Raw genomic sequence first — 18,522 nt, 5'->3', positions numbered from 1 at the left:
TCCTTTTTTTGCTAACGCAAAACAACATCATATTGATCTTGTGTGTATACGGAGTCCACTTGAAAACGAATCGTTTTTCCAATAAAAGCCTCTAATTCTGCCACGGCTGCACTTTCTTCATCAAGAAAACGTTCTACCACTGCGCTGGCCGCTAATACGGTATAAGTCTGTGAATCATAAGCACGATCTGCTCTTAAAATTTCACGAAATACTTCATAACACACTGTCTCAGGCGTTTTTACCAAACCACTGCCACGACAGGATTTACAGGGCTCACATAAAGTCTGCCCTAGGCTCTCTCGGGTTCTTTTTCGAGTCATTTCCACTAAGCCAAGTTCAGAAACCCCAGTAATTTTCGTTTTTGCATGGTCCGTATCTAATATTTTTTCAAGCATCCGCAATACTTGACGCTTATGCTCTTCGTCTTCCATATCAATGAAATCGATGATAATGATTCCACCAAGGTTTCTCAACCTAAGCTGTCGCCCTATAGCTGTAGCAGCTTCCAGGTTGGTTTTATAGATAGTTTCCTCAAGATTACGACTACCTACAAAAGCCCCAGTGTTAACATCAATTGTAGTCATTGACTCAGTTTGCTCAACCAATAAATAGCCACCCGATTTCAACTGAACCTTACGATCTAATGCTTTATGGATTTCATCCTCAACACTGTATAGATCAAAAATAGGACGTTCACCAGGGTAGTACTCGATACGATCTCTCAGCTCAGGGATAAAATCTTCTGCAAAGGCTCTCAGCTTAGCGTAATTTTCTTTAGAGTCTATGCGAATTTTTTCCGTTGTAAGCCCCACTAAATCACGCATAGTACGTAAATGCAGAGGAAGGTCTTCATAGATAACAGAAGGCGCTTTGGCATTTTGCATACGACGTTTAACTGACTGCCACAGGCGAGTTAAAAACTTAATGTCGGCTAAAATTTCTTCTTCACCCGCTCTTTCTGCCGCAGTTCGCAATATATAGCCGCTATTTTCATCAGCATCTGTTAATGCTTCCGACACCAAGGATTTAAGCCGTTCGCGCTCCGCCTCATCTTCAATCCGTTGACTTACACCCACATGAGCTTGGTCTGGCATATACACCAAATAACGAGAAGGAATAGACAAATGAGTGGTTAAGCGCGCCCCTTTAGAACTAATAGGGTCTTTAGTAACCTGAACAACCAGTGATTGCCCTTCACGTAAATAGTCCCCTATCTGATCACTAGGGTTGATCGCATCTCTATCCACGACTTCCGAGACATGTATAAACGCCGCTCTTTCAAGACCGATATCAACAAAGGCAGCCTGCATCCCCGGAAGCACCCTAACAACCTTACCTTGATAAATATTGCCAACAATCCCCTTTCGACTTGAGCGCTCAATGTAGACTTCCTGTAATACACCGTTTTCAACTAGAGCAACACGAATCTCCATAGGAGTAACATTAATGAGTACATCTTCACTCATGAGACATTTCCTCTAGCGAATGAATTCCAAATTGAGCCAGTAATTGGGCCGTTTCATAAAGTGGTAGCCCAACAACAGCCGAGTAAGACCCTGAAATAGAACGAACAAATATAGCCCCTAAGCCCTGAATACCATACGAACCTGCTTTGTCTTGAGGCTCATTGGTTCTCCAATATTGGTCTATTTCAACATCTGAAATTTCACGAAAACACACATCACTGACCACGCACCGTGTTGCGACATGCTCTTGTTCTAAATTACAAAGACAAAGGGAGGTAATAACTTGATGCGAACGACCAGAAAGTCGCCTTAACATAGATCTTGACTCTTCAAGAGAGGTCGGCTTGCCTAGGATGCAAGCATCAACCACAACACTAGTATCCGAAGCCAAAAAAAATGTAGTTGAGCTACAATCAGCTTTTTGTCGATATTTTATTGACGCCGCTTTGGCTTTTTCAACGGCCATACGAACCACATAATCTTCTGCCTTTTCATGAAGAGCTGGAGTCTCATCAATATCGGCAGGCAATACCTCAAATTCTTTAACTAAGAGGCTAAGTAGCTCTTTTCTTCTCGGCGAAGCTGAAGCCAAAACAAGCATAATTGATTCCTAAAAAAGGCCTAATGAATAGCATAGAAGCGCCGAACACTACGTAGAATAATAAACGACCAAGGCCATAAAAGGCCTGTAATAACGGCTGGCATAAAAATCATCAAGGTTGGTTCAGCATGACCTAGATAATGATCGATCCAGAAATCAACCAACTGATTAATACTTACCAACATACATATAAAAAAGCCTTGCTGCCAACGATGGTACATTCGTAATCGCTTATAGAAGACAGCGCACGTATAGGCAATAATGACATACGTTAAAGAATGCTGGCCTATAATGCCTCCTTGCAATAGGTCTACCATTAACCCCAAGAACCACGCTAAACCAACACCTACACGGAAGGGCAAAGCAATAACCCAGTACAGAATAACCAACAAAGTCCATTCTGGACGAAACCAGACGAACTCCTCAGGGAAAGGTACAGCCTCAAGCATTAAAGCCGTTAACAACGTAATACAAAAAACAAATATTGGTTTCATTATCGCCCAGCCCCCGGCTTTTCAATAAGCATGACATGACGGCTACGCCCCAACTGAGCTAAAGGAACAACATCTACATCTGCATAAGCCTTACCAGGAGTATACTTTACACCTCTCACAACACCGACAGGATAACCACTAGGAAAGCGTTTATCTAAGCCAGACGTTGTTAAAATGTCACCTTTTTTTATATCAACGGATCGCGGAACACTCATTAACTCTAAACGTTTCAAGTCTCCCGTTCCTTTCAGAATCCCTCTAAACCCGGTTCGTGTAAGCTGCACAGGAACAAAATGACTGGCATCTGCAATCAGCAATACTCGACTACTGTAAGCAGCCGTTTCTACTACTTGCCCCAGCACACCTGTGGCATCTAGGACGGGTTGCCCCACATATGCACCAGAAGAAAAGCCCTTATCAATCATTAGTTTGTGACTGTAGGCATTTTGATCAAAGCCTATCACTTCTGCCATGACAACTTTCTCGTCGACACGTTGAGAAGCATCTAACAATTCGCGCAAACGAACATTTTCAGCTTGGAGGGAATCAAGGCGCTGCTGGCGACTACGCAGTAATAATATTTCTGATTGCAGGGATTGATTTTCTCTCACCAACCCTTCCCTACTAGCCAGATGTACCCCTGCCCAATTAAACATTTTCTGCGGTGTATTCACCACCACCTGAATAGGGGTCACAAGTAAAGTCAAATAAGGCCTTACTTGTGAAAAAACAGAATAACGGACATCTGCAATAATCATCGCCATAGATAAAATGACCAACACAACAAAACGAGTGCTAGACACTTTACCAGCATAATGAAGCGAATTTTTAATAGTGCGCTCCTAACTTTTACTCATTATCTGCAGTAAATAGCTCAGATGCGTGCTTATCCATTAGCTCTAGGGCCATACCGCCGCCACGAGCAACACAAGTTAGCGGGTCATCAGCAATAATAACAGGCAAACCAGTTTCTTCACTGATCAAACGGTCAATTTCACGCAACAAGGCGCCACCACCGGTTAACACCAAACCAGTTTCGCCGATGTCGGCCGCTAATTCTGGTGGAGACTGTTCAAGAACGCCTTTGATAGCTTGAACTATTTGCGCTAGCGGCTCTTGTAATGCTTCCAAAATTTCAGTGCTGCTCAGAACAAACGAGCGTGGAATGCCTTCTGCTAAATTACGACCACGAACGTCAATCTGTAGCTCTTCACCAGTATGGTAAGCCATACCTATTTCTGTTTTGATTCGCTCAGCTGTTGCATCACCAATCAAACTGCCATATTGACGACGCACGTACGTTGTAATGGCTTCATCAAAACGATCACCACCTACCCGAATCGATTCAGATGTCACAATACCATTTAGGGAAATAATAGCGATTTCAGTAGTACCACCACCAATATCAATAACCATAGAACCTGACGCTTCGGCAACAGGAAGACCGGCACCAATCGCCGCCGCCATGGGCTCTTCTATAATATATACCTCGCGAGCACCCGCCCCTAACGCCGACTCTTTAATAGCACGTCGTTCAACTTGTGTTGATTTACAAGGTACACACACTAAAACGCGTGGACTTGGTTTTAAAAAACTATTTTCGTGAACTTTAGAGATGAAATACTGAAGCATTTTTTCTGTGACATGAAAATCAGCGATAACGCCATCTTTCATGGGGCGAATAGCCGTAATATTACCTGGAGTACGGCCTAACATACGCTTCGCATCGGTACCGACTGATGCTACTGTTTTCTGATTTCCATTGTGACGAATGGCAACAACCGATGGCTCATCAAGCACAATGCCACGGCCACGAACGTAAATAAGGGTATTTGCCGTTCCTAAGTCAATGGACAAATCACTTGAAAACATTCCCCTGATTTTCTTAAACATGAATTCTTACACCCTGATAATACGATACGAACAGCGTCAAAATGTAACAACCACGGGGCCAATGGGCAAGTTGATTCAGTGTAAAACTTAAAAAAGTTCCCATGTATTTCATTGTTTATTAAAATTTTTTTAATAAACAAAAAATAAGCCCTGTTTTTCCCCCTCTTCGCTTTATAGCAATACAACTAAGAGATACAATAGCGGGCATTTACGATAATCAAAATATCAGGTGGAATATGTCTATAGACAAACAAGACGTGCAAAAGATTGCACACTTGGCGCGCCTCGCTCTTACTGAGGCCGATGCCGATCAATACCAGCACTCCCTATCTAGCGTTTTATCTCTTGTTGAGCAAATGCAATCTGTTGATACCGATGGTATTGAGCCACTTTCTAACCCGCTTGAAATGACACAACGATTGAGAGAAGACATTGTCACCGAAGAAAATCGCCGTGACGCCTTCCTTGCGAACGCACCTCAGACCGAAGCCGGCCTTTTCCTTGTACCGAAAGTGATCGATTAAGAGAGACAAGCATGTTTGAACAAAGCATCTCGACATTAGCACAAAAATTACGCGACAAAGACATCTCCAGTGTTGAGCTAACCCGCCTTTTCTTAGCGCGCATAGCCAAATTCGACCCGCAACTAAATAGCTTCATCACTGTGAGCGAAAAACACGCCTTAGAACAAGCCGCTGCAGCCGACGTGCTTCTTCAAAACGGAAAGGGCACCAGCTTGACAGGTATTCCTGTTGCCCACAAAGACCTATTCTGCACGGAAGGAACGTTAACAACTTGCGGCTCAAAGATGCTGCATAACTTTATTCCGCCTTACGAATCCACCGTCACTAGCCGCATTCAACAAGCAGGCGCCGTCATGTTAGGCAAAACCAACATGGACGAGTTCGCCATGGGCTCTTCTAATGAAAACAGCTTTTACGGTGCAGTAAAAAACCCATGGAACCTAGACATGGTTCCTGGCGGATCATCTGGTGGCTCCGCAGCTGCTGTTTCCGCTGGTTTGGTTGTTGCCGCGACAGGAACAGATACTGGTGGCTCAATTCGCCAACCTGCGTCCTTTTGTGGCATAACAGGCCTTAAACCGACTTATGGTCGTGTTTCACGCTTTGGTATGATTGCTTACGCCTCCAGCCTTGATCAAGGTGGCCCAATGGCAAAAAGTGCCGAAGATTGTGCGCATTTAATGCAAGCCATGGCTGGGTTTGATGAAAAAGATTCAACATCTGCAGAGAATCCAGCAGACGATTATTTAGCAAGCCTAAATGCCCCGCTAACAGGGTTAAAAATTGGCCTACCAAAAGAGTATTTTGGTGAAGGCCTAGATTCAAAAGTAGCTGACATCATCATGGCTGCCGTGAAAGAATTTGAAAAACTAGGTGCCACGGTAAAAGAAATCTCACTACCAAACCTACAACTGAGCATTCCATCTTACTACGTCATAGCGCCGTCTGAAGCTTCCTCAAATCTATCTCGCTTTGATGGCGTTCGATTTGGACACCGCTGTGACGACCCAAGAGATTTGCTTGATATGTATATGCGCTCACGCGCTGAAGGCTTTGGCGCAGAAGTACAAAAACGCATCATGGTGGGTACTTATGCGCTGTCTGAAGGCTACTACGACGCTTACTACTTAAAAGCACAAAAAATTCGTCGCCTCATCAAACAAGACTTCGTTAAAGCACTTGAAGAAGTAGACGTCATCATGGGACCTGTAGCGCCAACTACGGCATTTGGCTTAGGCAGCAAAACCAGCGATCCAGTTGCCATGTACTTAGAAGACATTTATACACTATCAGTCAATTTGGCCGGTATTCCAGCCATGTCAATTCCGGCAGGCTTCGCTGATAACATGCCAGTAGGACTTCAAATAATGGGTAACTATTTTGCCGAAGCCAAGCTCTTGAACGTAGCACATCAGTATCAACAACACACTGATTGGCACCTACAAACACCCACTATGGTAAAAGGAGCATAAGCATGAATTGGGAAGTTGTTATTGGCCTTGAGATTCATACTCAGCTCTCTACAAAATCAAAGTTGTTTTCTGGCGCCGCTGTTGGCTTTGGCGCAGAACCAAACACACAAACTACACTGGTTGATTTGGGCATGCCCGGCGCATTACCTGTGTTTAACAAAGAAGCATTGCGCATGGCCGTTATGTTTGGCCATGCCATCAATGCTGAAATTGGCATGTCATCCGTTTTTGCACGTAAAAACTACTTCTACCCAGACCTTCCGAAAGGCTATCAAACTAGCCAAATGGACCACCCTATTGTCGGTAAGGGCTTCCTAGATGTCATGCTAGAAGACGGAACAACTTCACGGGTTGGCATTACTCGTGCCCACCTTGAAGAAGATGCAGGCAAATCTCTGCATGAAGATTTCCAAGGTATGACAGGCATAGATTTAAACCGTTCTAGTACGCCACTGCTGGAAATTGTATCAGAGCCAGATATTCGCTCCGCAAAAGAAGCTGTCGCTTACGTTAAGATGATCCACTCCATCGTGACTTACCTTGGCATTTGCGATGGCAATATGGCAGAAGGCTCTATGCGTTGCGACATCAACTTATCACTGCGCCCTAAAGGCCAACAAGAATACGGCACTCGTACTGAAATCAAAAACGTCAACTCGTTCCGCTTTATCGAAAAAGCAATCTACACCGAGATCGAGCGCCAAGCAGACATTTTAGAAGACGGCGGCCGCATCATTCAAGAAACCCGCTTATACGACCCAGAAAAGAACGAAACTCGCAGCATGCGCTCTAAAGAAGACGCCAACGATTACCGCTACTTCCCATGCCCAGATCTACTTCCGGTAGTATTGACGCAAGAATACGTAGACAACATCAAGGCAACACTGCCAGAGCTACCAAGCCAAAAAGCCGCGCGTTTCCAAAGCGAACACGCACTTAGCGAGTATGACGCAAACGTATTGTCGTCCTCCCGCGCTATGGCGGACTATTTTGAAGTAGCCAATGGCGTGGTTAAAGATCCGAAATTGGCTGCGAACTGGGTTATGGGCGAGTTAAGCAAACTCCTTAACCAAGAACAGCTAGACATCGCAAACTCTCCCGTTAATGCTCAAGCCTTTGGTGAATTATTAATTCGTATCAAAGACAACACCATTAACGGCAAAACAGCGAAAGACGTTTTCCAAGCCATGTGGAACGGTGAAGGCTCGGCAGACGCGATTATCGAAGCCAAAGGCCTAAAACAGGTCACAGATACTGGCGCTATTGAAGCCATGATTCAGACTATTTTAGATGCTAACGCAGCACAAGTTGAACAATATCGTGCCGCAGACGAAGACAAGCAAAAGAAAATGATCGGCTTCTTTGTTGGACAAGTCATGAAAGCATCGCAAGGCAAAGCCAATCCTGGCCTTGTTAATCCAATACTGGCTAAAATGCTGAAAGGCTAATTTATTGGCCAACACCCAGAAAACAAAAATCCCGCCCTTTAAACGCGGGATTTTTTTCATATCAACAATTACTGACCTACAATCCTATCGCGACCTAAACGCTTAGCTTCTTGCAAGTTCAAATCAGCTTCTCGAACCAAGCCCTCAAAAGAGCTTATTGATTGAATGCCTACACCAACGCTGCAAGTTAGAGAAATTTTTGCCTCTGTAAACTCCTTTTTTCGAAGACGAATCAAAAATGCGCTCAACCTGTCAATTAAGCATTCCCCTCTCACCTTAGAGACAACACAAAACTCATCCCCCCCAAGACGACACACCAACATATCTGAAAAAACCGACTGAATTTCTCGCCCTAGGACCTCAAGAAGAGTATCGCCAATGAGGTGACCATAGGTCTCATTAATACCCTTAAAATTATCAAGACCTAATATAGCCAATGCAATACCTTCTGAACCATCACGAAAAAGCCGCTCTCCTTGATCAAACAAGTAACGCCTATTTTTAAGCTTAGTTAGAGGATCAACACTCGCCAAATCACGTATAGTCTCAAGCATTTCTTGTGCCTCAAGACTATGCACTACACGACAATGAAACTCTTCATGGTAAAAAGGTTTTTTTAGAAAATCATTAGCGCCGGCCTTGATAAACTTGGCAGACAAAGCATTATCACCCTCTGCAGACAACCCTATAATCACCAAGTCTTGAAAGCGAGAATTAAACCTCAGCATCCGCACCAAATCGTAACCACTCACCAAAGGCATATTATGATCGGTAATCAGCATTCTAATCTCAGAGTCCGCTTCAAGTTTAGCCAAAGCCTCTTGACCATTCACCGCATCTATAACGTTAAAGCAATACTGTTCAAGCAAAATCCTAGTAAATAAGCGACTTGTTGCCGAATCCTCAGCCACCAACACCTTGATTCCTTGATTTTTATGTAGACGCTCAATGACTTTAATTACGTGATTAAAAGAATAGCGACTGTCTTTTGTGATGTAATCCAAAACCCCCTTATTTAAGAGACTAAGTCGTAATTTATCATCGAAATTTGCCGTCAGAACGACACATGGAATCTTTCTCGACAATACAAGGTCAACAATTTCACCATTTTCTGCATCGGGCAAATTCAGATCCACAATAGCAGCAAAAAAACCACCTTCAGATGCTTTCAGTTTATCTTGCGCCTCCTCATATGAAGCACACAACACTGGCGTAAAAATAGAATTTTGAGAGAGTAAATGATTAAGCACCTTCAAAACGACAGGACTATCCTCAACCACCAATATTCTTTTTTCTACCATCATTTGTAAATTCCCATCCTAAACAGCGACATCCGTACTTTTTAACGATATTTTTCAATTATCCCCTATGACCCACGATTACGATACTCTAAAATGACAATCAAAATGCTGATTTGTAAATAAACAGCAAATTAATAACAGTAAGATTACACTCAATCATTTTATGCAAGGTTGTTAATTATGCAATGTCGGTCTGGTTGTGGCGCATGCTGCACAGCACCCTCAATCACCTCTCCCATTCCAGGAATGCCTAATGGAAAAGCAGCCGGAGAACCTTGCATACAACTGCTTGATGATTATCGCTGCGCCATATTTGGCACCCCAGAAAGACCTGACGTCTGTGCAAACTTTACGGCTGAAGATTACATTTGTGGCGATAATAGAGATGAAGCTATTAACATATTATCCTTCCTAGAAGACGCGACACGTCCAATAAATACCAGTTCATTAAAAAGGAAATACCGATGACATCTGCGAAAAAACTACTACCGCTACTCTGTGTCAGTTTGATACTTAGTGCTTGTTCTTCATCTGGTTCAAACAAACAATTTGTTGTTGTACCACCAAGCGAGTCACAAATAGAAAGTAGCGTAAAAGATCAGGTGTCACTAACACTAAACGCCTTCACTCCAGTTGCAGGGCAAGCACTGCCTAACCAGAGCGTTCTTGAAGCATACAAAAATCGTGGCTACGACCCAATTTGGATAAAAGACAAAAAAATAAACATGTCTATATATAAACTGATCGACATACTCGAGCAGTCTTATACTCATGGACTTAATCCGATCCATTATCACACAGGCATCATTAAAGAATACCTAACCTTAAAACAGCCAACACCTCAGCAGCTCGCTGAAATGGATGTCATTGCAACAATCGCATTAACCAGTTACGCCCATGACCTCAGTAACGGCCGTTACGAACCACAGCTAATTGATCCGAACTGGCAGCTTGATGCACCAAATAACAATTGGAAAGATTTGCTTTATATTGATTCCGCAACGGACATGGTTAATTCATTACCATTACTGGCACCTCGTAGCCCACAATATCAAGTACTACAAAAGTGGTTAGTGTATTACCAAGACTTAGCCCAAAAAGAAAAAGATATTTTTGTTAATGCCGGTGTCCCTCTATCTGCAGGCGATGAAGGCCCACGAGTGGCACAACTAAGAGCAAGATTGGTTCAACTTGGGGATATTCGCTTTTCAACCCGAAAAGTGAACGAAGAGCAATTCGATATACGCCTAAAAAAAGCACTAATACGCTTCCAACAGCGCCACCACATCTCAGCTGATGGTGCTGCAGGCTCTAAAACTATCGAAATGCTAAACGTGCCTTTAAAAACCCGCGCAAAACAAATTGCCTATAATTTGGAAAGATGGCGCTGGTTACCAAGCGAACTGGAAGCAAACCGTATTTGGGTTGATCTCACCAATTACACAGTGGATATGCACCTGAATGGCGAACTTACATCAATGAAGGCCGTTATTGGCAAAGCCAATAGAAAAACACCTGTATTCAAAGGGTTGATGACATATATGGTCACGAATCCGACATGGCGCGTACCACATCGTATCGCTAGAGAAAACCTACTACCTAAATTGCAAGCCGACCCCAATTACCTTGTTAAGCATGGCTACAAGGTTTACTCAAGCTGGAGCATTGGCGCAAAAGAACTGGATTCAACAAAAATCAACTGGAAAGCTATCCGCGAAGATAAATTGGCTTTTCGCTTCGAACAAGAGCCAGATGAAGGTAACGCGCTTGGCCAGTACAAATTTATGTTTCCCAATAAAAACGAAATTTATTTACATGACACACCAGCAAAACACCTATTTCGTGAAGAAGATCGGGCTTTTAGTTCTGGCTGCGTACGCCTAGAAAACCCTACGGAATTTGCGAGAGAACTAACCAAAGGCAGCAAACAATTCAATGATATGAATAACTCCCTGAAAAGCGGCAGCAATACCGTCATCAGCTTGCCGACTTACGTACCTGTGTACTTGGTTTATTTCACGGTTGTACCAAACGCCAATGGCATGCTGGAATTCCGTAACGACATATATCAACGAGACCCTCTTATGGAGGAAGCCATGGGATACGCCGCTTTTAGCGCGAGAGACTCAATCTAATCAAAGCACAATTAACTTTTAGTACAATTAACCTTCAGTACAATTGATGCTTAGTACAAAAAAACCGATAAACAGAGTTTATCGGTTTTTTTGTACATCATGAGTAATGAGCACTAGATATTATTTAACCATTATACAAACAGTCACTTCTTCTCGATCATGATAAAGATGCTTCACCTGATACTGATAGCTTACGCCGGCTTTTCTCAATAAATCTTCTATTGTCTGTAAACACAATGTCACTTCTTGATAGCGTTTTTTCATGGGAAGCTTCAAGTTAAAAATAGCCCTCCTTGTCCAACCACTTGCTAACCACCTAGCCATCAGTTCTGCCACCTTGATTGGACGCTCAACCATATCACACACCAACCAATCTACTGTGTAAGGCGGCTCATATTTAAAGCCATCTGCTTTTTCATGATCAACCAACCCCGTAGACATCAATTCTTTTTGCATTGGGCCATTATCAATCGCAATAACATTAATACCCTTTTTAACAAATTGATACGTCCAACCACCAGGCGCTGCACCAAGATCAACCGCGGTCATTCCTTCTGTCAAATCCGCCTCAAGCGTGCTCTCTGGCACAAATTGCAAAAAAGCCTCTTCCAACTTCAGTGTTGAACGACTTGGGCCGGCAGCAGGAAAACGCAAACGACGAATCCCCATAGGAAATTCACTACGGCAGCTAGAATAAGACACCCCCAAATAAGCAGCTCCACCATCTAACATGAATACATGATGGCGCACACCTACCGCTTTATTACGCAGTACACCAGATCTTTTCCAGCCTTCTCGCAAAGGCTTTTCCAGTTTCTTTATTAAACCAGACAACGCCTTGGCCTCATTGGTATCCGCCGTTTCAATCCAAATTTCTTCCGCTAGCGGCAATTCACGAGCAGCCTCCAGCAAAGATTCAACTCGGCCACCTTGCTCCAATTCAATCACATCATTAACAGCAATAATCTGACGAGCAAAAATCAGGCGATTGAAATTTAACTGCTGAATCAATGTTTCACCAGCATCCGCCTGATCAAAGTTATACACAATGTAACCCGCATCAGGTACAACCTTAGCGTAGCCATAAAAACCTTTGCTACTCGCCACTTCCGACAATTCCGCCGCGCAATCTTTTTCAAAACCCTGACGACAGTAAACCAAAACATTTTTCATTCAAATTCCTTCCCAGCCCGAGTAACACTCTGCTGAGTTATACTAATTACTTTTTAGCGGGCCATTTTAATAAAGATTCATCAAATTGAGCCGCCAAAAACTCAGACAACTCAGATGAAAAATACTCTCCATACGAGGGAAAGCTACAATAGCGCTTCACCTCACCTTGCCAATTAAACTGTAAAGAGTAAGCATGTAAATACCCCCTATCAGCCTTTTCTCCACTGTACCTAAGATCCCCTAAAATAGGTGACCCTAAACTCTTTAAAGCGACACGGATTTGATGTGTTTTCCCCGTTAAAGGTCTGATAAAAAACACCCTAACCCCTTGAAAATATTTAGAAAAAAACTGCGTAATCGCTAGATTCTCTTTATCTTGAGTAAGTTTCCACTGCCCTCTCCTACTCGGCACCATACCACCGCTGATTGTTCCCTGCTTCTTTTTAGGTTTTTTTGAAGACAAGGCCACATAACGCTTTTCCATTTCATGGTTTTCAAACATCGCTCCAAATGTTGCTGCAGCGCTGGCATTACAAGCAACGACCAACAAACCCGATGTCATTTTGTCCAAGCGATGAACAGGATAAAAAGTGTGAGTTGGATAAGAAGCCGCAAGAGATTCCATTACCCCCAACTCTTTAGACTCGGCATGAAAACTCATACCGGCAGGCTTTTCAACAACCCAATAGTCAAATGAACGAAATATTATCTGGAGCAAACAAGCCTCATCACGAAAAATAAAGAAAAAATGGAATAGCCAACAAGTTTATCCACAGAGAAAGTGGACAACTCATATGTCAATACAGAGAAGTAAATATATTTAATCTTGGTAGTCAGTTTGTACAGAAAGTCGGTTTCGACCATTACGTTTTGCTGTATATAACCCCTTATCAGCTTGCGCCAAAATCTCTTCATAACGCGATACACTTGGAGCGATAGAAGCCAAACCAACACTAATAGTGACAGGAATAACAATACCGTGCTCTGTTTCTATCAGTAAATCTTCAACAGACTGCCTCATATGCTCCATAACCACTTCTGCTTCTTGTAGAGAGGTACTTGGCATAATGACAATAAACTCTTCGCCACCATAACGACCTATTTCATCTTGAGGACGTATAACAGAGGCCATAATGGCTGACACTTTCGCCAAAACTAAATCTCCAGCTTCATGACCAAATGTGTCGTTAATCTTTTTGAAGTGATCCAAATCTACAATTGAAAACACGCAAGATTCTCTGTTGATCACAGCATCAGCAAAAATATTAACCGCATCAGCCAATACTTTCCTACGATTTGAAAGGCCTGTTAACTCATCTCTTTCAGCTAACGTGCGTAGGTGGCTATTTACCGACTTCAACCGGCTCATTACTAAATTAATAACTATGGCAAAATTAAATGAAAGTCCAAGAAATACAAAAATGATGACTGCGCGCTGCTCAAACGAAGTTAGATAAACTCCTCGCGTACCCAAAAGCTCACACACAAAGAACAAAACAATCGAAATACAGACAATCCAGTACTTAGAGAAGCGCTGATCCGCCCTAAAAACAACAAACGAATAAGCGATAACACTAACAAAAAACCAATGAAAACCACTATCAGTACCAAAGTAAAATAAGCTAAGAATGGATACTTGCGAGATTTTTAAAACGGGCATCAACAATTGAGCACGTGAAAAATGCCCGATATAGTTGTAACGCAAACCGACCAAACCGATAAACATACCAATCAATGAAAAAATAGCCGCCAAAGGCATATGGCGTATAGAAAACACAACAAGCATTAGCAGACAGCTTGCGCAGAACATCATGTAAGAAAAATTCACCACATGTTTCTGATTAAGATCATTGCCAAATTCATCTTCAAAGCCAATATTTAACAGCTTATCTATGGTTTTTTTTATCGATAAAAACACTGTATCTCACACTTATTTATCCGCATTAAAAAACATCAAGTTTAATTCGCTATATCTTCCATAAAGTATGGCTTCAGGAATGCTGAGACTAAACGATTTATTCTACAGAATATGGACCTCATTTCCTAGAAATTCAAACAATGAACTCTCCCACCACACATTCAGCTTTTTAATTTCCCTCAATCCCCGTATTCAAAATCGATTATCAGGTAAAGACAAGCGCACTAAACTTCCGTACCCTAAACCACCTTAAAAAATCATTTTTTTGGCATGAATATTGATTGAATGAATCTGAAATAACCAGAACACAATTAATATCTAACTAATCGGTCAAATATATTAAAGACACAACGAGCCAACGCACACAAATAGAGCAAAGCGAATCAAAAATGGTGCATTGCTAGCTCCATTGTGAATAAAAAACAAAAGCGGACAAGTCAAAAATGGATAAAGCACTACTTATCAATCCAAATTCTAGAAATAAGGTGCTAAAACTATGAAGAAACATAATTTAGTATCACGCCTTGAACTTACAAACATTACTAAGCAATACCCTGGATGCCTGGCTAACGACAACATCTGCATGACATTGATGCCAGGAGAGATACACGCTTTATTAGGGGAAAACGGCGCGGGAAAAAGCACACTCGTAAAGACCATTTATGGCGTCGTGGCTCCAGACAAAGGCGATATCATTTGGGACGGTAAAGAAGTCAGTATTACATCACCATCTATTGCCCGTGATTTAGGCATTGGGATGGTATTTCAACATTTTTCTTTATTTGAAACGCTGACGGTTAGCCAAAATATTGAACTTTGTTTAAGTAAAGCTCAATTAGATAAAATTGGTGATTTAGCGAAAAGAATTACTCACCTATCTAACGAATATGGTTTAAACGTTAATCCAACTCGATACGTCCACTCACTTTCTATTGGCGAAAGACAGCGTGTTGAAATTATGCGCTGTCTCGTTCAATCGGTAAAACTGCTTATCTTAGATGAACCCACTTCCGTTCTCACTCCTCAAGAAGTAGCAGGTTTATTCGGCGTTTTACGAACACTGTCCAAAGAAGGCTGTAGTATTTTATTTATCAGTCACAAACTTCACGAAGTCACCGAAATTTGCCACAAAGCTACTATCTTGCGCGGTGGCAAAGTCGTCGACACTTGTATACCAAATTCAGAAACCCCAGCTTCTATTGCTAAAATGATGGTTGGCGACCTTGCCGAACAAGATGCTGGTTACATTAAAAGAGAAGGCTCGAAACAAATATTCCATGTTAAAAATTTGTCACTCCCTGCTAAACAGCCTTTTGGCACCACATTACAAAATATTAACTTGGAATTAAAAGCTGGCGAAATCCTTGGCATTGCAGGCGTTGCCGGGAACGGTCAAGACGAGTTGATGGCCATTATAAGTGGCGAAGATGATCGTAATGTGAAAAAAAGCTTATCACTCGACAATTTAGACATTGGTCATCTGCACGCTGGAGAACGCCGTAAACTTGGTATGGCTTATGTCCCTGAAGAACGTTTAGGGCGAGGAGCTGTTCCAGAAATGAGCTTAATGGAAAACACTTTACTCACACACAGTAATGGCTTCGTGAAAAACGGCCTAGTGGAATGGAAAAATATTAAAGAGTATACCTCTGCTCTGATCGCTAAATATAAGGTCAAATGCCATGGAGAGTTCTCAGAAGCGAAAAGTTTAAGTGGTGGAAATCTACAAAAATTCATTATGGGGCGAGAAATAGGCCAAAATCCTAAAGTGCTTATCTGCGCTCACCCCACTTGGGGAGTCGATGTTGGTGCCGCCCTTGCTATTCATCAAGCCTTATTAGCACTTCGTGATCAAGGTGCCGCCATTTTGCTTATTTCAGAAGATATAGACGAATTATTTTTACTAGCAGATCGCATGGCGGCAGTTTGCGATGGTCATCTATCTCCCCTTGTCAAAACCGAAACAACGAACATTGATCAAATAGGACAATGGATGGCCGGAACATTTATTAACAAACTATCGAATCACCCTCAAGAGGCCAAAGCATGATCCGTATTCAAGCTCGTACTGAGCCAAGTTCAATCATGAAACTGGTCTCGCCAATACTTGCTATCGCGTTAACGTTAATCTTTGGCTGTATTCTCTTCTCAGCTATTGGCAAATCACCCGCTCAAGCTTTACATGTACTACTGATAGCACCACTAGCAGATAGTTATAATATTGGCGAAATGTTCGTCAAAATGGGACCTTTATTACTTTGTGCTGTCGGGTTATCCCTATGTTATAGAGCCAATATGTGGAACATTGGCGCAGAAGGGCAATTATTAGCAGGAGCATTAGGTGGCTCTGCGATGGCGCTTTACTTTATCGACTCTGAGTCAGCACTTGCCTTACCCATCACATTATTGGCAGGCATGGTATCAGGCATGCTCTGGTCGGCTATTCCGACTTTTTTAAAACTCCGCTTTAACTCAAACTTAATTTTAACCACTATCATGTTTAACTACATCGCCCTGTATCTGCTTATTTGGGCTGTGCACGGGCCTTTACGTGACCCTCAAGGCTTTGGCTTTCCAGAGTCAGCCATGTTTGCCGACTCTACATTGCTGCCAACATTATTTGAAAGCAGTCGAATCCATTTGGGCATTGTGTTTGCGATTATCTCTGCTTTTATCGCTTGGTTTATTTTGAGCAAATCCCACCTTGGGTTTCAAATTCGGGTTTTCGGTGCCGACGAGCCAGCAGCAAGATATGCCGGTTTTAGCAGTAAAAAACTCAGCTGGTTTGTCATGCTATTTGCTGGCGCCTTAGCGGGGCTAGCAGGAATCAGTGAAACAACAGGTCCAATAGGACAGTTAGTTCCTAATGTGTCACCAGGCTATGGCTATTCAGCCATTATAGTGGCGTATTTAGGTCGCTTACATCCACTTGGGGCGATCATTGCAGCCATGTTTATGGCAGTACTTTATATGGGCGGAGATTTAGCTCAAATTGAAATGGGCATTCCCGTTGCCGTAGTCAGTATGTTTCAAGGTGTTTTATTGTTCTTTCTTTTGGCTTGTGACTTTTTTATTAATAATCGCCTCGCCTTTTCAAATCAAGCGACAAACTAGGAGCCTATTTTGGACTCAGAACTAATTGTACAAATATTGTTTGCCGCCGTTAAAACCGGCACGCCACTACTTTTCATCGCTTTAGGCGAAGTAATTTGTGAAAAGTCCGGTGTATTAAATCTCGGCCAAGAAGGCATGATGCTGATGGGTGCAGTGGTTGGATTTCTAGCCGCTTACGGCACAGGCAGTGCGGGTTTAGGCGTACTTTCAGCGATGCTAATGGGTTGCGTCATGAGCCTTATTTTTGCCGTTCTTGTACTTCACCTTGGCGCCAACCAAGTAGCAACAGGACTTGCCTTAACCATCTTTGGCACAGGCTTAAGCGCTTTTATCGGTTCCGGTGTCGTAGGTCAGACCATACAAGGCTTCCAACCTATCGCCATCCCATTGCTGTCTGATATTCCTTTTATTGGCAAGATTTTGTTTAGCCATGACATTTTAGTGTATGCCTCTTTTGCAATGACCTTTGTACTCATGTTTGTGGTTAATAAAACTCGCATTGGCCTCACCCTCAAAGCGGTTGGTGAAAACCCACATGCCGCCAATGCCATTGGTATTAAAGTGCTAAGAGTTCGCTATTTAGCGGTTATGTTCGGCGGCATGATGGCTGGGATTTCTGGCGCTTACATGTCCTTAGTTTATACACCAATGTGGGTAGAAAATATGACAGCAGGGCGCGGCTGGATTGCACTGGCGTTAGTCGTTTTTGCTTCATGGAGAGTGGGTCGAATCATGCTTGGAGCCTACCTATTTGGCCTAGCTAGTATTATGCATTTAGTGCTTCAAGGTTTGGGCTGGTCTATTTCCCCCAACCTGCTGGCCATGTTGCCGTATGTTGCCACCGTTGTGGTCATGGTGATTATCAGTGCAGACAAGTTTAAAGAAAAATTACTGGCCCCTAGATCATTAGGAAAAACCTTTGATCCAAGACAAATGGCCTGATCATAAATAGTCATTTAAACATTAAATAAAACGCCCTCTTA

Annotated in this window: 17 protein-coding genes; 8 read left to right on the top strand and 9 right to left on the bottom strand. The window is 42.6% G+C overall.

The window, feature by feature from the left end:
• Positions 1-11: 11 nt before the first annotated feature.
• The 5 genes from rng to DFP80_RS15010 are packed head-to-tail and all read right to left on the bottom strand — an operon-like array spanning position 12 to position 4,454.
• Complete coding sequence (gene rng, locus DFP80_RS15030) at positions 12-1,466, bottom strand: ribonuclease G (protein WP_113917630.1); 1,455 nt, start codon at positions 1,464-1,466, stop codon at positions 12-14.
• Positions 1,459-2,067, bottom strand: a complete 609-nt coding sequence (locus tag DFP80_RS15025; RefSeq protein WP_113917629.1) for a Maf family protein — start codon at positions 2,065-2,067, stop codon at positions 1,459-1,461. The genes rng and DFP80_RS15025 overlap by 8 nt, the downstream gene beginning before the upstream one ends.
• A gap of 20 nt (positions 2,068-2,087) precedes the next feature.
• Positions 2,088-2,561 (bottom strand): rod shape-determining protein MreD, encoded by a 474-nt coding sequence (gene mreD / locus DFP80_RS15020; protein ID WP_113917628.1) that lies wholly within the window; start codon positions 2,559-2,561, stop codon positions 2,088-2,090.
• Positions 2,561-3,364 (bottom strand): rod shape-determining protein MreC, encoded by an 804-nt coding sequence (gene mreC, locus DFP80_RS15015; RefSeq protein WP_113917627.1) that lies wholly within the window; start codon positions 3,362-3,364, stop codon positions 2,561-2,563. Before mreC ends, mreD begins: the two co-directional genes overlap by 1 nt.
• Before the next feature lie 46 nt (positions 3,365-3,410).
• The gene (locus tag DFP80_RS15010; protein ID WP_012069640.1) at positions 3,411-4,454 is read right to left on the bottom strand and encodes a rod shape-determining protein; all 1,044 of its coding nucleotides are present in this window, start codon (positions 4,452-4,454) and stop codon (positions 3,411-3,413) included.
• 236 nt (positions 4,455-4,690) lie between these two features.
• Here DFP80_RS15010 and gatC point away from each other — a divergent pair, with 236 nt between their 5' ends.
• From gatC to gatB, 3 genes are read left to right on the top strand one after another with little or no spacing between them, the layout of a single operon-like run.
• Entirely contained in the window at positions 4,691-4,978 is a 288-nt protein-coding gene (gene gatC, locus DFP80_RS15005) for an Asp-tRNA(Asn)/Glu-tRNA(Gln) amidotransferase subunit GatC (protein WP_113917626.1), read from the top strand.
• Between the two features lie 11 nt (positions 4,979-4,989).
• On the top strand, positions 4,990-6,450 hold the full coding sequence (gene gatA, locus DFP80_RS15000) for an Asp-tRNA(Asn)/Glu-tRNA(Gln) amidotransferase subunit GatA (protein ID WP_113917625.1): 1,461 nt from the start codon (positions 4,990-4,992) through the stop codon (positions 6,448-6,450).
• A 2-nt stretch (positions 6,451-6,452) separates the two neighbouring features.
• Positions 6,453-7,898, top strand: a complete 1,446-nt coding sequence (gatB, locus tag DFP80_RS14995; protein WP_113917624.1) for an Asp-tRNA(Asn)/Glu-tRNA(Gln) amidotransferase subunit GatB — start codon at positions 6,453-6,455, stop codon at positions 7,896-7,898.
• 68 nt (positions 7,899-7,966) lie between these two features.
• Here the strand turns inward: gatB and DFP80_RS14990 are convergent, their stop codons facing one another.
• The gene (locus DFP80_RS14990) at positions 7,967-9,202 is read right to left on the bottom strand and encodes a response regulator (RefSeq protein ID WP_241560292.1); all 1,236 of its coding nucleotides are present in this window, start codon (positions 9,200-9,202) and stop codon (positions 7,967-7,969) included.
• A 222-nt stretch (positions 9,203-9,424) separates the two neighbouring features.
• Between DFP80_RS14990 and DFP80_RS14985 the strand changes: the two genes are divergently transcribed.
• A complete protein-coding gene (locus DFP80_RS14985; RefSeq protein ID WP_241560294.1) occupies positions 9,425-9,667 on the top strand; it encodes a YkgJ family cysteine cluster protein in 243 nt (80 codons plus the stop codon).
• Positions 9,664-11,334 carry a L,D-transpeptidase family protein gene (locus tag DFP80_RS14980; protein ID WP_113917622.1) on the top strand — a complete coding sequence of 557 codons (1,671 nt, stop codon included), beginning with the start codon at positions 9,664-9,666 and terminating at the stop codon, positions 11,332-11,334. The genes DFP80_RS14985 and DFP80_RS14980 overlap by 4 nt, the downstream gene beginning before the upstream one ends.
• A gap of 120 nt (positions 11,335-11,454) precedes the next feature.
• On the opposite strand, the gene rlmM is transcribed toward DFP80_RS14980, so the two are convergent.
• From rlmM to DFP80_RS14965, 3 genes are all read right to left on the bottom strand, one after another.
• Entirely contained in the window at positions 11,455-12,507 is a 1,053-nt protein-coding gene (rlmM, locus tag DFP80_RS14975; RefSeq protein ID WP_113917621.1) for a 23S rRNA (cytidine(2498)-2'-O)-methyltransferase RlmM, read from the bottom strand.
• Between the two features lie 46 nt (positions 12,508-12,553).
• Positions 12,554-13,225, bottom strand: coding sequence for a TIGR01621 family pseudouridine synthase (locus tag DFP80_RS14970; protein ID WP_113917620.1), 672 nt, complete (start codon positions 13,223-13,225; stop codon positions 12,554-12,556).
• A 102-nt stretch (positions 13,226-13,327) separates the two neighbouring features.
• Positions 13,328-14,425, bottom strand: a complete 1,098-nt coding sequence (locus DFP80_RS14965; protein ID WP_113917619.1) for a GGDEF domain-containing protein — start codon at positions 14,423-14,425, stop codon at positions 13,328-13,330.
• A 496-nt stretch (positions 14,426-14,921) separates the two neighbouring features.
• On the opposite strand from DFP80_RS14965, the gene DFP80_RS14960 reads away from it, so the two are divergent.
• The 3 genes from DFP80_RS14960 to DFP80_RS14950 are packed head-to-tail and all read left to right on the top strand — an operon-like array spanning position 14,922 to position 18,481.
• Positions 14,922-16,475: an ABC transporter ATP-binding protein gene (locus tag DFP80_RS14960; protein WP_113917618.1), complete on the top strand. Its 1,554-nt coding sequence runs from the start codon at positions 14,922-14,924 to the stop codon at positions 16,473-16,475.
• Complete coding sequence (locus tag DFP80_RS14955; RefSeq protein ID WP_113917617.1) at positions 16,472-17,539, top strand: ABC transporter permease; 1,068 nt, start codon at positions 16,472-16,474, stop codon at positions 17,537-17,539. Before DFP80_RS14960 ends, DFP80_RS14955 begins: the two co-directional genes overlap by 4 nt.
• 9 nt (positions 17,540-17,548) lie before the next feature.
• Complete coding sequence (locus DFP80_RS14950; protein ID WP_113917616.1) at positions 17,549-18,481, top strand: ABC transporter permease; 933 nt, start codon at positions 17,549-17,551, stop codon at positions 18,479-18,481.
• Positions 18,482-18,522 lie beyond the last annotated feature (41 nt).

This window comes from Marinomonas rhizomae (assembly GCF_003315485.1).
GTDB lineage: Bacteria > Pseudomonadota > Gammaproteobacteria > Pseudomonadales > Marinomonadaceae > Marinomonas > Marinomonas rhizomae.
This window is presented reverse-complemented; position numbering and strand designations above follow the sequence as displayed.